Consider the following 18240-nt stretch of genomic DNA (forward strand, 5'->3'; position numbering starts at 1 on the left):
GTGGGGGTGGGTTGTCGCGGTTATTACGATGAGTGCTCGTCGATATCGCGCTTCGGGGGGATTCGCGTGTCATCTTCCGGATCCGGAGGAAGGCGGGGCCGGCGCAGGCCACGGGTGCCACCGCCGACGGACACGCCGAAAGGCTCGCCGGCGGGCACGCCGCCGGGCCCCCGGGAGCCCGGCCCGGCCAGCCCGCCGCAGCCGCCGCCGACACCGGCCTCCGGGGCCGGGCGGGCGGCCCCCGAGAGCGGCCCGACGACGCCCGGGGCCACGCCGGAGCGCGCCAGGGAGCAGACCGGGGGGCCGCCGGAGCGCGCCACGGAGCAGACCGGGGGGCCGCCGGCCCAGTTCTCCCGCCGTGCCGTGCTGTGGGCGGCCGGCGGCGGCCTGGCCAGCGCGGTCGTCGGCGCGGTGGTCGCCGAGGTGGCCAGCCGGCTCACCTCCCCCGACCAGGCGGTGCGCGACGACCGGGCGGTCGAGGCGGCGAAGCAGTCGGCCGCGCAGCAGAAGCCGCCCCTGTCCGTCAACGCCTACTACTACGACCGTTCCGACGACGCCTCCGTCTGCCTGTTTCCGGTGCCGCTGACCGGCGAGCAGCGGCACCGCCTGCTCGACCTGCCGAGGACCCCGACCACCGTGACCGACCTGGCCGCCGCGGGCGACGGCGTCGACACCGTGTACCCGGGCGACCAGCGGCACCCGTACCGGCTGTTCACCCGGGTCCGGCTGTCGGTGGTCGGCCAGTGGACCGGCCCGGTGTTCGTGACCCAGATCCGGGCCCGGGTGCAGCGGCGCTCCGCGCCGCTGTCCGGCGCGTACGTGTTCGAGGGGAGCCAGGGCGGCGGGGAGCCGCTGAAGATCGGCTTCGACCTGGACGAGCCGGACAGCATCGCGCGGGTCGTCACGGAGAAGCTCGAACTCGGTGCGGCGTACGTGGACGGGCACTCGCTGACGCTGTCGCCGGGCGAGCCGCTCACCGTGGACGTGCAGGCGCAGACGGACCGGTCGTACTGCGAGTGGGTCATCGAGCTGGACGTCGACCTCGGCGGCGAGCGGCGGGTGCTCACCGTCGACGACGACGGCCGGCCGTTCCGCAGCAGCAGCCTCGCCCGCAACTACCAGGAGCGGTACTACGCGAAGATCACGGGCGGCTGGGGGGCCGACGGCCCCGGGGCCTTCGAGGGCCGGTCGTGAGCGCCGGTCGGCGGCTGCTCCGGGTCGTCGCCATCGGGGTGCTGCCGGCGGTGCTGGCCTTCGCCGCCGTCTACGCGCTGCGCTCCGGCGACAGCGACAGCGACAGCGACAGCGACAGCGACAGCGGCGACCGGGCCGGGTCGGCCCGCACCACGGCCAGCGGCGGCGCTCCGCCGGCTCGGGCGGGCGCGGGCGGGCAGCCGGCCGCCTCCGCAGGTCCGGCCGGGGCCGTCGAGCTGGCCGCCACGCTCTCCGGCACCACGTACAGCACCGAGCTGACGTTCGAGGTGCCGGAGGCGCGGGCGCGGGTCAGCCCGCCGGAGTGGGTGCGCGACTGCGGCCGGTTCGCGGCATGGGCGCGGGACAACGGTGGCGTACCGGTCGGCCCCGAGCCCGTCCACACGCTGACGCTGCGGGCCCGGCGCAGCGTGGACGTGCAGGTCGCCGCCGTCCGGGCGGTGCCGGTCACGCGGGTGGACCGCGCCCGGGAGCAGGGGCCGTGGGTCGAGCTGGCCTGCCGCGATGGCGTCGCCTCCCCCGCCGCGTCCCCGCCCGGCCGGTGGCGCGGCGGCGGGATGCCGCACCCCCTCGCCGCCGGGCAGACCCTGGAGGTCCCGGTCGAGCTCGACGGGCTCGACGAGTCGGGCGGCCCCGTCGACCCGTTCCCGGGCGGCGTGTCCGACTACCGGCTGCGGGTCGAGTTGGAGGTCGACGGGGTGCCGCAGACCTACGACCTGCGCGACGGGGACCGGGATTTCCGGTGCTGCGGGCGCATCACCTACATGGGCTACCAGGCCGCCCGGTACGAGTGGACCCTCGCCCCCGCCCGCGCGCTGCGGTACTGCGCCGAGCTGCGGTACACCGGCAAGCCGCCGCCGCGCACGTGCGGGCCCCGCGCGCCGGCCTGACCGGGGCGGCGCGGGACGGGCGCACGCCGGCCGGGCGAGGCACGCGGCGGCGGGGCGAGGGCACCCGCCGGCCGGGCGAGGCACGCGGCGGCCGGCTCCGGGCGGGTTCCTATGATCCGGTGATGGCGCTGCTGCACCGGGCGGAGATCCGCCCCACGAAGCTCGAACTGTTGTCGGCCTGGCTGCCCCGTCGTCCGTGGTTCGAGGGGGACGCCGCCGCCGGCGTCGAGCGCGTCGCGGCGTACCGCTTCGACGACCCCGCCGGGGAGGTGGGGATCGAGACGCTGCTGGTGCGGGCCGGCGACGGGCCGGTGCACCAGCTGCCGCTGACCTACCGGGGCGCGCCGCTGGGCGGGGCCGACGCGTGGCTCGTCGGCACCTGCGAGCACTCGGTGCTGGGGCCGCGTTGGGTGTACGACGCCTGCGGCGACCCCGTCTACGCGGCGGCCCTGGCCGGGGCGATCCTCGCCGGCACCGGCCAGGCGCAGGAGTACTTCGAGGTGGACGGTCGGCGCGAGGAGCGGGCGCCGAGCATGGGGATCGCGGTGGACGGGGCGGGCCTGGCCGGCGCGCCGGGGATCGACGCGATCGACCCGGTCGACGACGGGGATCCGACCCGGATCCTCGCCGGTTCCGTCGAGCTGGCCGTCCTTCGGCGGGTCGGCGACGATCCCGGCCTGCCCGGCGCCCGGCTGACGGGCACGTGGGAGGGGCAGCCGACGCCGCTGCCGCTGGCGTACGTGTCGCCGCGCTGACCCCGGCCGCCGGCCGCGCCGAGCCGATCCGCCCGCGCCGACCCCGGCCCCGCCCGCCGCGCCGACGCCGGCCCGGACAGCCGGCGGGGCCACCGTCACCGGGCGGTGACGGTGGCCCCGGCATCGGGACGGGTCAGGGCCTGCCGACGGGCGGGCCGCCGCCGCGACCGGCGTCGACGGCCACCTGGTCGAGGGCGGGCGCGCCGTCGACGGCGTCGGCGGCCACGGCGACCGACCTGGCTGCGTCGGGCAGGTCGAGGCTGGTGCGCAGGGTGACCGGCCGGAGCAGGAGCGCCGCGACGACGCCGACGACGGCGATGGCCGCGGAGATCAGGAAGATGTGCCCGGTGGCGTCGCCGTACGCGGCCCGGATGATCTCGCGCACGGGCGCGGGCAGGACGTCGAGGTTGAGGCTGCCGCCACCGGAGCTTCCGGAGACGGGGATGCCGGCGGCGGCGAAGTCGTGGGTGATCCGGTCGCCGACCCGGCGGGCGAGGACCGCGCCGAGCACGGAGACCCCGATGGTGCCGCCGAGTGAGCGGAAGAACGCGACGGTGGAGCTGGCCGCGCCGATGTCGCGCAGCGACACGGTGTTCTGCACCGCGAGGACGAGGTTCTGCATCGTCATGCCGACGCCGGTGCCGACGATGAACATGGCCACGCCGACCAGGACGAGCGACGTCTCGTGGTCGATGGTGCCGAGCAGGGCGAACCCGGCGACGAGGAGGATCGCGCCGACGACGATGTAGGGCTTGATCCGCCCGGTCCGGGTGATCATCCGGCCGGCGACGATCGACGAGCCGAGCACGCCGGCCATCATCGGGATGGTGAGCAGGCCGGCCTCGGTGGGGCTGTAGCCGCGCCCGATCTGGAAGTACTGGCCGAGGAAGACCGCGCCGCCGAACATGGCCATGCCGACGGCGAGGCTGCCGAGGATGGCCAGGGCGGTGGTGCGCTCGCGGACGATGCCGAGCGGGACGACCGGCTCGGCGGCCCGGGACTCGACCCAGGTGGCCAGGGCCAGCAGGAGCACCGCGCCGCCGACCATGGCGGCGGTCTGCCAGGACAGCCAGGCGAACGAGTCGTCGACGAACGAGATCCAGATCAGCAGCACGCTGACGCCGGCGGCGATCAGGGCCGCGCCCAGGTAGTCGATCCTGACGTTGTCGCGGCGCACCGTGGGCAGGCGCAGGGTGAGCTGGAGCAGGACGAGCGCGACCAGGGCGACGGGCACCCCGACGAAGAAGCACCAGCGCCAGCCGAGCCAGGACGTGTCGACGATGAGGCCGCCGAGCAGGGGGCCGCCGACCGTCGCGACGGCCATCACGCCGCCGAGGTAGCCGTTGTAGCGGCCGCGCTCGCGCGGCGGGATCATCGCCGCGATGGCGACCTGGACGAGGGCCTGGAGGCCGCCGACGCCGATGCCCTGGAACGCGCGGGCGGCGATGAGCTGGCCGGCGGTCTGGGAGAAGCCGGCGACCACGGAGCCGGCGAGGAAGACGACGATGGCGACCTGCACCAGCGTCTTCTTGTTGAACAGGTCGGCCAGCTTGCCCCAGATCGGGGTGGTGGCCGTCGCGGTGAGCAGGGTGGCGGTGACCACCCAGGTGTACTGGGTCTGCGAGCCGTCCAGCGCCCCGATGATCTTCGGCAGCGCCGTCGACACGACGGTGCTGCTGAGCATGGCGACGAAGAGCACCAGCAGCAGGCCGCTGAGCGCTTCGAGGGTCTGCCGATGGGTCATCGGCGCGGCTTCGGCCGTCGTGGTGGGTGCGCTCATCGCGCGGCCTCCAGGTTGTCGTTGTCTGCGGGGTCGGCTCCCGGGTCGGCCTTGCCGCCGAGGGCGGCCCCCAGGTCGCGGGTGAACCGGCCCAGCGCCGAGCACAGCGCCGCCACCTCGTCGGGGGTCCAGTCGGCGAGCGCCCGGTCGAGCAGGTCGCCGTACCAGCCGTAGGCGTCCGCGAGGGCCGCCCGGCCGGCGGGGGTGACGGTCAGGCAGCTCGCCCGCCGGTCGGTGGGGTCGGCCCGCCGCTCGACGAGGCCGTGTGCGACGAGCGCGGCGACGGCCCGGCTGACGGTGGACGGGTCGAGCCCGGTGTGCTCGGCCAGCTCGCGGGCGTGCGCCCCGACGGCGAGCTGCTCGATCTGGGTGAGCATGCCGACCAGCCCGAGCGGCACGGACGGCCGGTCGTCGGCACGCCGCTGCTTGATCAGCCGCACGCTCTTGAGCAGGTCGTACATCCGCACGCTCAGCTCCCGGGTGGTCTCCACGCCGCCCCCCTCCCGCCGTGATGGTTGCTGCAAGCAACTATCCACCGAACGTGCGCACCGAGCAAGTTTGCACGTTGAGAAGTAAATCACCGGCCGCGTATCGTGACGCCCATGGACGAGGCCACCGGGCTGCGCGAACGCAAGAAGGCGGCCACCCGGCTCGCCCTGCACGAGGCCGCCCTGCGCCTCGCCGCCACCGAGGGGCCCGACCGGGTGACCGTCGAGGCGATCGCCGACGCGGCCAACGTCTCCCGCCGCACGTTCTCCAACTACTTCTCCAGCAAGGAGGAGGCGTTCTTCCACGGCGACACCGAGCGGCTGCGCCGGATGCGGGAGCTGATCCGCGACCAGCCCCCCGGCGATCGGCCCTGGACGGTGCTGAGCCGGGCGGCCGAACGACTCACCGCCGAGGTGTACGGCGACGCCGACCCGGCCTGGCTGGCGCACCGCCGGCAGCTACGGGCGCACCCGAGCCTGCTCGCCCACCACCTCGCGGCGTACACGACGGTCGAGCGGGAGGTGGCCGCGGAGCTCACCTCCCGGCTCGCCGGCCCGGACGCCGCGCTGCGCTCCCGGGTCCTGGCCGCGAGCTTCCTCGCGGCGCTGCGGGTCGCCATCCAGCACTGGATCGACCACCCGGACGGCCCGCTGCCCGACACGATCCGCACCGCGCTCGCCGAGGCGGAGCCCGCCGCCGCGCCGCCCCGCCACGACTGACGGCGGGCGCCCGGCGCGACCGATGGCGACGCCCGCCACGACCGGCACTGCCGCCCCGCCGCGACCGGCAGCGGCGTGCCGGCCCCGGCCCGCCCCGCCGGGCCGCACCGCCTTGAGCATCCGGGCGCGGCCGTGAGATTCTTGTGCGTCGATGACCAGCCACGCGCGGGGCTGACCGTCGTCCAATGGGCAACCGGTGGCCGGCGCGGCCTCCCGGGGGACGGCGACATCTGCGACCAACGCCAGATCAGTCCGTCCAGAGCCGCCCGCCGATCCGGCGGCGCTCTGCCCGTGGTCCACGAAGGAACAGCATGAACAACCCGAGCACGTACGGGTACCCACGCCACACCCCGCCGCCCCGCCGGCCTGGTCGACGCCGCTGGACGGCCCTCGCCGCGGGCGCCCTGCTCGCCACCGGTGCCCTCACCGCGATCACTCCCCCGGCCATCGGCGCGGCCGCCGACCCGGTCGTCGTCACCGTCAACGCCAAGGCGGGGCTGGCCGGCGTGCCGAACACCGCCCTGGGCGTCAACCAGGCCATCTGGGACACGAACCTGGGCACGAACGAGACGTCGGACCTGCTGCGCGCGGCCGGCGTCCAGATGCTGCGCTACCCGGGCGGCTCGTACGCCGACATCTACCACTGGAAGGACCACACCGCGCCCGGCGGGTACGTGGCCCCGAACACCGACTTCGACACCTTCATGGCCGGCGCGAGGCGGGTCGGCGCGCAACCGATGATCATCGCGAACTACGGCACGGGCACCCCCGCCGAGGCCGCCGACTGGGTGCGCTACGCCAACGTCACCAAGCAGTACGGCGCGAAGTACTGGACGATCGGCAACGAGAACTACGGCAACGGGCTCTACGGCTCCGCCTGGGAGGCCGACGACCACCCGGACAAGAGCGCGACCTACTACGCGAACCTGGTCGTCGACTACGCCGACGCGATGAAGGCCGTCGACCCGACGATCAAGGTCGGCGCGGTGCTGACCATGCCGGGCAACTGGCCCGACGGGATCACCGCCGCCAGCGACCCCGGCCCGTGGAACCAGGCGGTGCTGTCGATCGCCGGCCCGAAGATCGACTTCGTGGACGTGCACTGGTACCCGGGCGGCAGCGCCGCCGAGTCCCTGGCCCGCACCGCGCACGTCGACGAGGCGGCCCACCTGCTGCGCCAGCAGATCGCCAGGTACGCGGGGCCGAACGCCGCCCGCATCGGCGTCAGCTTCACCGAGCTGAACGTCGACACCGGCCGCACCACCCAGCCCGGCGCGCTGTTCCTCGCCGACGCGTACAGCGAGCTGCTGGAGAACGGGGTGTTCACCGTCCAGTGGTGGAACGTGCACAACGGCATCGACAAGGTGTCGCAGGTGGCCGGCCACACCGACTACGGCGACTTCGGGCTGCTCTCCAGCGGCACCTGCACCTCCGACGGCACCGTCTGCGAGCCCCCGCTGAACACGCCGTTCGCCCCGTACCACGGGCTGTCCATGATGAACCTGCTCGCCGGGGCCGGCGGCCAGTTCGTCCGGGCCGGCACCGACGAGGCGCTGGTCACCGCGCACGCCGTGCGCCGGCCCGACGGCAGCCTCGCGGTCATGCTGGTCAACAAGGACCCGGACGACGCCCGCCCGGTCACCATCGACTACGCCGGGTTCGCCCCGTCGGCCGCCGCGCCGACCGTGCACACCCTCACCAACGGCGCGACCGCCATCGCCACCAGCCAGTCCGGCAACGCGACCAGCCGCACCCTGCCGCCGTACTCGCTGACCACGCTGGTGCTGCGCCCGGACACGGTGGTCACCGGCGCGCCGGGCGCGCCCGCCCAGCCCACCGTCGCCGACGTCACCGACCGGGCCGCGACGGTCTCCTGGCCCGCGCTGCCCCCGGCGGCCGGCGGGCCCCTCAAGTACGAGGTGTACCGGCAGAACGGCACGGTCAGCGAGCAGCTCGGCGAGACCACCGCCAGCTCGCTCGCGCTCGGCAACCTCGTGCCGGGCACCCGGTACACCCTCAACGTGCTGGCCCGCGACGGCGCGGGCCGGCTCTCCTGGTCGTCGCCGCCGGTGACCTTCACCACCGCCGGCCCGGCGGAGAGCACGTGCGGCGTGCGCCTGCGCGACACCAACGACTGGGGCAACGGATTCGTCGGCAGCCTCGACATCGTCAACGACGGCACGCACCAGATCGACGGCTGGACGCTCACGTTCACCTGGCCGACCACCTGGCAGCGGGTGGACAGCGGCTGGAGCGCCACCTGGGCGCAGAGCGGCCGGACCGTGACGGTCACCAACACCGCCGACAACGCGAAGATCGCCGGCGGCGGGGGGAGCACGAGCGCCGGCTTCGTCGGCGCGTACAGCGGCCCGAACGTCTGGCCCACCGCGTTCACCCTCAACGGCACCCCGTGCGCCGTGCTGTGACGCGCCCGCCGACCCGTCACGCCGGGGTCGGCTGACCGGCCGTCGCCGCCGGTGGGAGCCCCCGGGCCCCCGCCGGCGGCACCCGGTTGGACGTTACGGGACCGCCCGCGCCGGCACGTCGCCGACCGGCAGGTGCTCCCGCCCCCAGGCGCCGAGGGGTTTGAGCGCCTCGTTGAGCGCCCGCCCACCCGCCGTGAGGGAATATTCCACCCGCAGCGGCAGGTCGTCGAACGTCTCCCGCCGCACGATGCCGTCGGTCTCCAGCTCGCGCAGGTGCTGGAAGAGCACCTTTTCGCTCACCCCGGGAATGAGCCTTCTCAGCTCACCGAAACGTCGGTGCCGGTCGCTGAGGGCCCACAGGATGACCACCTTCCACTTGCCGCTGATCACCTCGACCGCGGCGTCCAGCCCGCAGTGGGTGGGCCGCACCCGGACGCTCATCCGGCCGTTCCGCGGCCGGTCGACGACGTTCTCCCCGTGAATCCACACACGCCGACGAGTCTAACCACAATGGATGACCGGCGCGGCCACGCACTTTGCGGTAAGTGCTTGAGGCGCACGGAAAAGCGGTCCTACGCTTCCCTCGAAAATGCGAGGGGGAACAGACATGACCGACGAAAACTGTGTGCCCGTCTCGGTGATCGGCCTCGGAATGATGGGTTCGGCGCTGGCCGACGCGTACCTCAGGGCCGGCCACCGCACGACGGTGTGGAACCGCTCGGCGGTCCGGGCGGACGCGCTCGTCGGGCGGGGCGCGAGCCGCGCGGAGGCGGTCGCGGACGCGGTCGCCGCGAGCGACGTCCTGGTGGTCTGCGTGACCGACTACCAGGCCCTGTACGAGATCCTGGAGCCGGTGGGCGCCGCGCTGCGCGGCCGGGTGATCGTCAACCTCACCTCCGGCGTGCCCGACGACGCCCGCGCCGCCCAGCGGTGGGCACGCTCGCTGGGCGCGGAGTACCTCGACGGGTACGTCATGGCCGTGCCGCCGGGCGTCGGCCTGCCCCAGACCCTGCTGTTCTACGGCGGCTCCCGGGCGGCGTTCGACGCGCACGGGCCGACGCTGCGGGTCCTCGGCGGCAACAGCGTCTTCATCGGCGAGGACCCGGGCACGGCGAGCCTGTACGACCTGGCGCTGCTCGGCATCCTGTGGTCGTCGTTCGCCGGGGCGCTGCACGGCTTCGCGTTGCTCGCCAGCGCGGGCGTCCCGGCCGGGGCGCTCGCGCCGTTCGCCGAGTCCTGGCTCACCCACGTGGTGGTGCCCGGCATCGGGCAGGCGGCCCGGCACGTCGACGCGGGCCGCTACGCGACCGACGTGTCCACCGTCGCGCTCAACGCGCTCGGCCTGGCCAAGATGGTGCAGGCCAGCGAGAGCCAGGGGATCCGGCCCGACGTGATGATCCCGATCCGCGACCTGCTGCGGGAACGCGCCGAGGGCGGGCACGGCGACGAGGCGCTCGCCAGCATGATCGAGGTCATCCGGCGGGGCCCCGAAACGGGGCGGTAATCGGGCAGAGCGGTCGTTAGCCTGGGTCGGTGCCTCTCCGGATCCCCCACCCCGAGCCCGGTGTCCCCGACACGTCGGGGCCGCTGCGCTACATCTGGTGGCTGATCCGCTGCCAGCCGTGGCGGGTGCTGCGCGGCAGCCTGTTCGGGACGGTGTGGATGGTCGGGCTGTCGGTCCGCCCCTACCTGGTCGCCCGCGCCATCGACGACGGCCTGCGCGCCGGCGACCACCGGGCGCTGCTGTGGTGGATCGCCGCGATCGTGGCGGCCGGGTTCGCGCTGGCCTGGCTGGGCATCATGCGGCACCGCACGATGACGTTCATCCGGGAGGACGCCAGCGCCCGCTCCGCCGAGGTGCTGCTGCGCGCGCTCGCCCACGTCGGCGCGGTGCTCCCCCGCCGGCTGGCCGCGGGCGACGTCGCCACCGTCGGCGGGTACGACATCGTGCGCACCTCGCACGTGCTGACGCTCAGCGGCCCCGGGGTGGGCGCGGTCATCGCGTACGGGGTCGTCGCCGTGCTGCTCTGGTCGGTGGATCCGCCGCTCGCCGTGCTGGTGCTGCTGGGCGTGCCGGCCATCGCGGTGTCCGTCGGGCCGCTGCTGCGCCGGCTCGAACGCGCGGAGTCGGCCTACCGGCAGCAGCAGGGCGAGCTGACCACCCGGGCCGACGACATCGTCGCCGGCCTGCGGGTGCTCGCCGGGGTCGGCGGTCGCCACCTGTTCGCCCGCCGGTACGCGGCCCGTTCCCGGGCCCTGCTCGGCGAGGGCTACCGGGTGGGCGCGGTGGCGAGCTGGATCGACGCGCTGACCCTCACCATCCCGGGGCTCTTCCTCGCGGCCGTGGTGTGGCTCGCCGCGCGGACGGCGGCGCACGGCGACATCACCGTCGGGCAGCTCGTCGCCGTCTACGGCTACACGGCCATCCTCGTCGTGCCGGTCTGGTTCCTGCTGGAGGGCGGCTACCTGCTCATCCAGGGGCGCGTCGCGGCCCGCCGCATCGTCGGCCTGCTGCGGCTGGCCCCCGACCGGGCGGGCGGGCCGGTGACCGCGACCGCGCCGCGCCAGCCGGCCGAGCTGCGCGACCCGGCCACCGGGCTGGTGGTGCCGCCGGGCCGGCTGGTGGGAGTCGCCGCCGACGACCCCGCCGACGCCGCGGCCCTGGCCGACCGGCTCGGCCGGTACGTCGCCAGCGACGTGACCTGGGGCGACGCGCCGTTGGCCGGGGTAGACCTCGACGAGGTGCGCGCCCGGATCCTGGTCGCCGACCACGACGCGTACCTCTTCGCGGGCACCCTGCGGGAGATCCTGCGCGGCCGGGCGGCGGGCGGCCCCGCGCGCCCCGCCACGGCCAGCGACAACGCGGCCGGCACCGGACCTGCCCGCGACAAGGCAGCCCGCGGCGACGCCGACGTCCGGGCCGCGCTGCACGCCGCGTCGGCGCAGGACGTGGCCGACGCGCTGCCCGCCGGCCTCGACACCCCGGTCGGGGCCCGGGCCCGCACGCTCTCGGGCGGCCAGCGGCAGCGGGTGCGCCTCGCCCGGGCCCTGCTGGCCGAGCCGGAGGTGCTGATCCTCGTCGACCCGACGTCCGCCGTGGACGCCCACACCGAGGCGCGCATCGCGCAGCGCCTGCGCGCGGCCCGGGCCGGGCGCACCACGATCGTGCTGGCCACGTCCCCGCTGCTGCTCGGGCACGCCGACACGGTCGCGCACCTGAGCGCCGGCCGGGTCGTCGCCACCGGCACCCACGCCGACCTGCTCGCCACCGACCGGGGCTACCGCGCGCTGGTGTCCCGCGCCGACGGCGACGCCGACAGCGGGCCCGCCGGGGCCGTCGAGGACAGGACCGGCGGGGGCCGGGCCGCCGGCGACGGGCCCGTCGAGGCCGGGCGGGCACGGCGGTGACGAAGCTCCCGGTGGCGGGCCGGGCCGCCGTACGCCGGGCCGCCCTCGACCTGATCGCGCGCGACCGGCGGGCCGTGACGGTCGTGCTGGCGCTGCACGTCGCCGCGACGGTCGCCGGGCTCGGCGTGCCGTGGCTGCTCGGCCGGATCGTCGACGCGGTCACCACCGGCGCGGGCGTCGCCGCCGTGGACCGGCTGGCGCTGGCCATCGCCGCCTGCGTGCTGGCCCAGGGCCTGCTCTCCCGCTACGCGCAGTACGCGGGGCACCGGTTCGGCGAGCGGGCCGTCGCCCGGCTGCGCGAGGAGTTCGTCACCCGGATGCTCGCGCTGCCCGTGTCGGTGGTCGAGCGCGCCGGCACCGGCGACCTGGCCACCCGCAGCTCGGTCGACGTGACGACCGTCGGCACCACCGTGCGCGAGGTCGTGCCGACGGTCGTCATCGCCGGGACGCACCTGCTGCTGCTGTTCGCGGCGGTGTTCCTGCTCGATCCGCTGCTCGGGCTCGTCGCGCTGGCCGGGTTGCCGTCGATCTGGGCGGTCACCCGCTGGTACCTGCGCCGGGCCGGGCCCGCCTACCTCGCCGAGGGGGCGGCGACGGCGGAGCTGACCGAGGCGCTGACCACCACGGCGGAGGGCGCGCGCACGACCGAGGCGCTGCGGCTGAGCGCCGACCGCGTCGCGCACGGCACCGGGCGCGTCGCCGGGGTGTGGGCGGCGCGGCGGGCCACGCTCGCGCTACGGTCGGTGTTCTTCCCCGGGGTGGAGGGCAGCTACGCGCTGCCGATCGCCGCCGTGCTCGGTGTCGGCGGGGTGTTCCTGGCGCGCGGCACGGTCAGCCTCGGCGAGGTGGTCGCCGCCGCGCTCTACCTCCAGCAGGCGATCGACCCGCTGGACCGGCTGTTGCAATGGGTCGAGCAGGCGCAGCGCGGCATCGCCTCGCTCGCCCGGGTCCTCGGGGTGGGGCTGGTGCCGCCGGAGCCGCGCGGCCGGGCCGACGCGCCGCACGGGCGGCGGCTCGTGGTGCGGGGCGCGCGGTTCTCGTACGCCGAGGGGCACGAGGTGCTGCACGGCATCGACCTGGCGGTCGAGCCCGGGGAACGCCTCGCCGTCGTCGGCCCCTCGGGGGCCGGGAAGTCCACCCTGGCCCGGCTGCTCGCCGGGATCGACGCCCCGCAGGAGGGGGTGGTGAGCCTCGGCGGCGTCGCGGTCACCGACCTGGACCCGGCCGAGCGGCGTCGCCGGATCGCGCTCGTCACCCAGGAGCACCACGTCTTCCTCGGCTCGCTGCGCGACAACCTCGCGTTCGCCGCGCCGGACGCCACCGACGAGCGCATGCGCGCCGCCCTGGACACGGTCGGCGCGGACTGGCACGCCGACCTGCCCGACGGCCTCGACACCCAGCTCGGCGACGGCGCCCGGGGCCTCGGCGCAGCGGAGGCCCAGCAGTTGGCGCTGGCCCGGCTGGTGCTGGCCGACCCCGACACGCTGATCCTCGACGAGGCGACCGCCGCGCTGGACCCGACGACGGCCCGGCGCACCGAACGGGCGCTCGCGGCGGTGCTCGCCGGGCGGACCGTCATCGCCATCGCGCACCGGCTCAACACCGCGCACGACGCCGACCGGGTGGCGGTGCTGGAGGACGGCCGGATCACCGAGATCGGCGGCCACGACGAGCTGGTCGCCGCCGACGGCGTGTACGCCTCCCTGTGGCGCTCCTGGCACGGCTCGTGAGCCCCGACCGCCGGCGCGCCCGCTGAAGCCGGAACACCTGCGCGCCGGGTGAAACCTGAGGGCGGCGTGGCGCGTCACACCCGGGCGGGACACCGTCCGGCGGCACCGTCCGGCGATCCCGACGGGGTGGGTATCGTCCAGCAACCATCGTCCACGAAGGAGCCCGAGTGCATCTGACCCATCCAGCGAGAACGCTGGGCCGTCTGCTGGTGTCCGTCGTGGGGGCCACCGCGCTGGTCGCGGCACCGGCCTCGGCGGCCCCGGCGCAGAACTGGGGGCGACCGCAGCTCCCGCCGGCCTCCGGCTGGGCCCCGGTCCCCGGCGACGCCGGGGCGAAGTCGGGGCCCGCCGCCACCGTCTACGGCGGCGACCTGCACCTGTTCGCCCGGGGTGCGGGCGACGCCGTCCGGGTCGACCGCTACAACCTCACCACCGACACGTGGTCGGGTTGGGCCACGGTGCCCGGCACCGCCGGGGCCAGGTCCGCGCCCGCCGCCACCATCTACGGCGGCGACCTGCACCTGTTCACCCAGGGCACCGGCGGCACGGTCCGCACCAACCGCTACAACGCCTCCACCAACACCTGGGCCGGCTGGACCACCGTCCCCGGCACCGCCGGAGCCACCTCCGCACCCGCCACCACCATCTACGGCGGCAGCCTGCACCTGTTCACCCAGGGCACCGGCGGCACGGTCCGCACCAACCGCTACAACGCCTCCACCAACACCTGGGCCGGCTGGACCACCGTCCCCGGCACCGCCGGAGCCACCTCCGCACCCGCCACCACCATCTACGGCGGCGACCTGCACCTGTTCACCCAGGGCACCGGCAACACCGTCCGCACCAACCGCTACAACCTCGACACCAACGCCTGGGCCGGCTGGGCCACGGTGCCCGGCACCGCCGGGGCCAGGTCCGCACCCGCCACCACCATCTACGGCGGCGACCTGCACCTGTTCACCCAGGGCACCGGCAACACCGTCCGCACCAACCGCTACAACCTCGGCACCGGCGACTGGGCCGGCTGGACCACCGTGCCCGGCCCCGCCGGGGCGCGCTCGGTGCCGGCGGTGGTCGTCTACGGCGGCGAGCTGCGGCTCTTCGTCCGTGCCGCGCAGCACCGGATCCACCAGGCGCGGTTCGGGCTGTAGCCCGTCCGGCGCGTTTCCCGGGCCGGGGAGGACCGATCGTTCCTCCCCGGCCCGCTGCGCGTTTCGGCGGCGCCCGTTCGGTGTGGCCAACCGTCGGGCTGTGGACAGCGTCCATCCGGGCCGGTCGTCTGCTAGGAAGTGGCCGGCCCGGGTTGTGGAGTCATCGGCGGTTGCCTATGGTTCTCGGTAACCGGTTTCTGAAACCGGTTACCGAGGAGCGTGCGGCGGAGCGAGGGAGTCCATGGGCAGCGATCGGCTGACGGTCCGGGAGATCGCCCGGCTGGCCGGGGTGTCGGTCGCCACCGTCTCCCGGGTGTCCAACGGCGTCGGTCAGGTGTCGGAGGAGACCCGGCGGCGGGTGCAGCGGGCCATCGAGGAGCACGGCTACCGTCCCGACCACCTCGGCCGGGCCCTCGCCGCCGGCCGGCACGGCGCGGTCGGCCTGGTGTTCCCCGGGCTGTCCGGCCCGTACTTCTCGGAGCTGATCCAGGGCTTCGAGGCCGAGGCGGTGCACACCCGCACCAGCGTGCACATCCTCTGCACCCACCTGCGCGACGACTCCGACGCCGAGGTCGTGGAGATGGCCCGCCGGGTCGACGGGCTGGCCGTCTTCGGCGGCACCGTCTCCCCCGACACGCTGCGGGAGCTGGCGAAACTCGTGCCCGTCGTGGTGCTCGCCGGCGAGGGGCCGCCCGGCATGCCGTCCGTACGCGCGGAGAACGTCGCCGCGGCGACGGCCCTGACGCGGCACCTGCTGGCCGACCACGGGCTGCGCGGGCTGGTCTTCGTCGGCGACCCGCGCAACTCGCCCGACGTCACCGGCCGGTGGGAGGGGTTCCGCGCCGCGCACCGGCAGCTCGGCCTGCCGGCGCCCCGCGCGCCGCTGCGGGTCGGCCTCGAACAGCACGACGGGGTGTTCGCCGCCGAGCAGCTGCTCAGCCGGGCGGCCCCGCCCCGGGGCGTGGTCTGCGCCAACGACGAGACCGCGCTCGGGATGCTCGTCGGGGCGGCGGCCCGGGGCGTGCGGGTGCCCGCCGACCTGGTCGTCACCGGCTTCGACGACATCCCGATGGCCGCGCTCGTCAGCCCGGCCCTGACCACCGTCCGGCAGCCGGTGCGCGAGCTGGCGGGGCGGACCGCGCGGCTGCTGCTGCGGGCCGCGGCCGGCGAGGCCGGAGGCCCCGACGCCGCCCTGGTGCTCCCGACCGACCTCGTCGTGCGGCGCAGCTGCGGCTGCCCCGCGCCCACCGGGGCCGGCACCGCCACCGCCCGCCGCCCCGCCACCGGGCACCGGCCCACCACCGACCACACCACCACCGAGCACGACCCCACGGCCGCCGGACGCCGTCCGGCGGCGGGTGCCCGCAGCACGCGGTGACCCGGCCGTGGCGACCCATCCCCTCAGGAGGCGCAATGAGGCACTGGAGACAGGCGACGGCGCTCGTGGCCGCGCTCGCGCTGGGCGTGACCGGCTGCGGCCGGGACGACGGCGGGCCGGGTCCCGGCGGGCCGGCGGCCGGCGGGGCGGTCGCCGAGGGCAAGGCCACCGGCGAGATCACGGTCTGGGCGATGGGTGCGGAGGGGGAGAAGCTGAAGGCCCTGGCCGACGACTTCACCCGGGACAACCCGGGGGCCAAGGTCACCGTCACCGCGTTCCCGTTCGACGCCGCCCACGACAAGCTCGCCACCGCGATCGCGGGCCGGCAGACGCCGGACGTGAGCATGATGGGCTCCACCTGGATGGGCGAGTTCGCCAAGACCGGGGCCCTGGACCCGACGCCCCCCGGGCTGTTCGACCGGGCCGCGTTCTTCCCGGGCGCGTGGGACACGACGGTGGTCGACGACACGTCCTACGGCGTCCCCTGGTACGTCGAGACGCGGCTGATCTACCACCGCACGGACCTCGCGGCGAAGGCCGGGGTCGGCAAGCCGGCCAACTGGCAGGAGCTGACCGCGTTCGCCAAGGGGCTCAAGCAGACCGGCGGGGCGAAGTGGGGCATCTCGCTGCAACCGGGTGGCACCGGCGCGTGGCAGTCGTTCCTGCCGTTCGCCTGGCAGGCGGGGGCCGACGTGCTGGCCGACGGGAAGTTCACCCTGGACACCCCGCAGATGCGCACGGCGCTGGAATACTACGCGTCGTTCTTCCGGCAGGGGCTCGCCCCGGGCCAGGTCGCGCCGGGCGCGCAGGAGAGCGGCTTCATCTCCGGCGACATCGGGGCGTTCGTCTCCGGCCCCTGGCACATGAGCATCCTGCGCGAGCAGGGCGGCGCGGCGCTGGAGGGCAAGTGGGACGTCGCCCCGATGCCCCGCGAGCAGGCCGGCACCTCGTTCATCGGCGGCGCGGACCTGGTGGTCTACCGGGACACCGACAACCGCGACACGGCCTGGAAGTTCGTCCGGTACCTCACCTCGCCGGCCGCCCAGCAGAAGCTCTACGACCTGGTGGGCAGCCTCCCGGCGGTGACGGCGACCTGGCAGTCGGGCAAGCTCGCCGACGACCCGCTGCTCAAGGCGTTCGGCGCGCAGCTCGCCGACGCCAAGTCGCCGCCGGCGATGGCCACCTGGGAGCAGGTCGCCGACGTCATCGACGACGGCATCGAGCGGGTGGTGCGGGGCGTGACCGACCCGGCCACCGCCACCCGGGAGATGCAGGCGAAGGCGTCGGCCATCGGCACCGGGAGCTGAGGTGGCGTCCGCCCTCGCGCGGCAGGCCGCCCCCACCGGCGGCGCGCGGCCCGGCCGGCGCGACGCCGGGTGGCCCGGCCGGCGTGGCGTCACCGGCAGGCGGCCCGGCCGGCGCGGTGTCACCCGTCGCCAGCGGGTCGCGGGGTGGGGCCTGGCGCTGCCGTTCCTGCTGATCTTCGCCGTGTTCATGGCGGGCCCCGTGCTGGCCTCGGCCGCCATGAGCTTCACCGACCTGCGCAGCGCCGACCTGCGGGACCCGCTCGCGGTCGATCCGGTGGGCGTGGACAACTACGTGCGGCTGCTCGGCGACGAGACGCTGCGGCGGGCCGCCGCCAACACGGCGTGGTTCGTGCTGCTCGGCGTGCCGCTGACGATGGTGCTGGGGCTGGCCGCGGCCGTCGCCCTCGACGCGGGGATCAGCCGGTTCCGCACGTTCTTCCGGGTCGGCTACTACCTGCCGGTGGTCACCAGCATCGTCGCCGTCGCCGTGGTCTGGCGGTTCCTGCTCGAACCCGACAGCGGGCTGGTCAACACCGCGCTCGCCCGCCTCGGCGTCGACGGCCCGGCGTGGCTGTCCGACACCCGCACGGCGCTGCCGTCGCTGGTGGTGATGGCGGCCTGGCGGAACATGGGCTTCCTGATGGTGGTCTTCCTCGCCGGCCTCCAGGCGATCCCCGGCGAGCTGCACGAGGCGGCGGCCATCGACGGCTGCGGGGCCTGGGCGCGGTTCCGGCACGTCACCCTGCCCCTGCTGCGGCCCACGCTGCTCTTCGGCGGGGTGGTGACCGGGATCGGCTACCTCCAGTTCTTCGAGGAGCCGTTCGTGATGACGGGCGGCGGGCCGCTCGACAGCACCCTGTCGGTGGCCTTCTACATCTACCAGCAGTTCGGCTTCGGCAACTACAGCTACGCGGCGGCGATCGCGTACGTGCTGTTCGTCGCCGTCGTCGGGCTCACCGCCGCGCAGTTCCGGCTGATGCGGTCGAAGACGTGAG

The 18240-nt window shown here is 75.5% G+C and carries 15 protein-coding genes; 12 read left to right on the top strand and 3 right to left on the bottom strand.

The window, feature by feature from the left end; translation table 11 throughout:
• Window positions 1-114: 114 nt before the first annotated feature.
• The 3 genes from HDA31_RS16475 to HDA31_RS16485 all read left to right on the top strand — a co-directional run bounded on the left by HDA31_RS16475 (window position 115) and on the right by HDA31_RS16485 (window position 2857).
• Window positions 115-1194, top strand: a complete 1080-nt coding sequence (locus HDA31_RS16475) for a hypothetical protein (RefSeq protein WP_178064517.1) — start codon at window positions 115-117, stop codon at window positions 1192-1194.
• On the top strand, window positions 1191-2102 hold the full coding sequence (locus HDA31_RS16480) for a hypothetical protein (RefSeq protein ID WP_178064516.1): 912 nt from the start codon (window positions 1191-1193) through the stop codon (window positions 2100-2102). Before HDA31_RS16475 ends, HDA31_RS16480 begins: the two co-directional genes overlap by 4 nt.
• Window positions 2103-2224: 122 nt before the next feature.
• Window positions 2225-2857, top strand: a complete 633-nt coding sequence (locus HDA31_RS16485; RefSeq protein WP_178064515.1) for a CG0192-related protein — start codon at window positions 2225-2227, stop codon at window positions 2855-2857.
• A gap of 133 nt (window positions 2858-2990) precedes the next feature.
• On the opposite strand, the gene HDA31_RS16490 is transcribed toward HDA31_RS16485, so the two are convergent.
• The gene (locus tag HDA31_RS16490) at window positions 2991-4637 is read right to left on the bottom strand and encodes an MDR family MFS transporter (RefSeq protein WP_178064514.1); all 1647 of its coding nucleotides are present in this window, start codon (window positions 4635-4637) and stop codon (window positions 2991-2993) included.
• A complete protein-coding gene (locus HDA31_RS16495) occupies window positions 4634-5128 on the bottom strand; it encodes a MarR family transcriptional regulator (protein WP_246384592.1) in 495 nt (164 codons plus the stop codon). The genes HDA31_RS16490 and HDA31_RS16495 overlap by 4 nt, the downstream gene beginning before the upstream one ends.
• A gap of 111 nt (window positions 5129-5239) precedes the next feature.
• Here HDA31_RS16495 and HDA31_RS16500 point away from each other — a divergent pair, with 111 nt between their 5' ends.
• Window positions 5240-5845, top strand: a complete 606-nt coding sequence (locus HDA31_RS16500; RefSeq protein ID WP_178064513.1) for a TetR/AcrR family transcriptional regulator — start codon at window positions 5240-5242, stop codon at window positions 5843-5845.
• Between the two features lie 311 nt (window positions 5846-6156).
• Window positions 6157-8271, top strand: coding sequence for a cellulose binding domain-containing protein (locus HDA31_RS16505; RefSeq protein WP_178064512.1), 2115 nt, complete (start codon window positions 6157-6159; stop codon window positions 8269-8271).
• 93 nt (window positions 8272-8364) lie between these two features.
• On the opposite strand, the gene HDA31_RS16510 is transcribed toward HDA31_RS16505, so the two are convergent.
• Window positions 8365-8760, bottom strand: coding sequence for a winged helix-turn-helix transcriptional regulator (locus tag HDA31_RS16510; protein WP_311774358.1), 396 nt, complete (start codon window positions 8758-8760; stop codon window positions 8365-8367).
• 118 nt (window positions 8761-8878) lie between these two features.
• Here HDA31_RS16510 and HDA31_RS16515 point away from each other — a divergent pair, with 118 nt between their 5' ends.
• From HDA31_RS16515 to HDA31_RS32995, 7 genes are all read left to right on the top strand, one after another.
• Window positions 8879-9775: an NAD(P)-dependent oxidoreductase gene (locus HDA31_RS16515; protein ID WP_178064511.1), complete on the top strand. Its 897-nt coding sequence runs from the start codon at window positions 8879-8881 to the stop codon at window positions 9773-9775.
• Between the two features lie 125 nt (window positions 9776-9900).
• Complete coding sequence (locus tag HDA31_RS16520) at window positions 9901-11679, top strand: ABC transporter transmembrane domain-containing protein (RefSeq protein WP_219825106.1); 1779 nt, start codon at window positions 9901-9903, stop codon at window positions 11677-11679.
• Window positions 11676-13409, top strand: a complete 1734-nt coding sequence (locus tag HDA31_RS16525; protein ID WP_178064509.1) for an ABC transporter ATP-binding protein — start codon at window positions 11676-11678, stop codon at window positions 13407-13409. Before HDA31_RS16520 ends, HDA31_RS16525 begins: the two co-directional genes overlap by 4 nt.
• Before the next feature lie 167 nt (window positions 13410-13576).
• On the top strand, window positions 13577-14560 hold the full coding sequence (locus tag HDA31_RS16530; protein ID WP_178064508.1) for a DUF8189 domain-containing protein: 984 nt from the start codon (window positions 13577-13579) through the stop codon (window positions 14558-14560).
• A 241-nt stretch (window positions 14561-14801) separates the two neighbouring features.
• Window positions 14802-15938, top strand: coding sequence for a LacI family DNA-binding transcriptional regulator (locus HDA31_RS16535; protein ID WP_074477890.1), 1137 nt, complete (start codon window positions 14802-14804; stop codon window positions 15936-15938).
• A 35-nt stretch (window positions 15939-15973) separates the two neighbouring features.
• A complete protein-coding gene (locus tag HDA31_RS16540; protein ID WP_178064507.1) occupies window positions 15974-17245 on the top strand; it encodes a sugar ABC transporter substrate-binding protein in 1272 nt (423 codons plus the stop codon).
• Between the two features lies 1 nt (window position 17246).
• Window positions 17247-18239 carry a carbohydrate ABC transporter permease gene (locus HDA31_RS32995; protein WP_246384591.1) on the top strand — a complete coding sequence of 331 codons (993 nt, stop codon included), beginning with the start codon at window positions 17247-17249 and terminating at the stop codon, window positions 18237-18239.
• Window position 18240 lies beyond the last annotated feature (1 nt).

Source organism: Micromonospora carbonacea (assembly GCF_014205165.1).
In the GTDB taxonomy this organism is placed as follows: domain Bacteria; phylum Actinomycetota; class Actinomycetes; order Mycobacteriales; family Micromonosporaceae; genus Micromonospora; species Micromonospora carbonacea.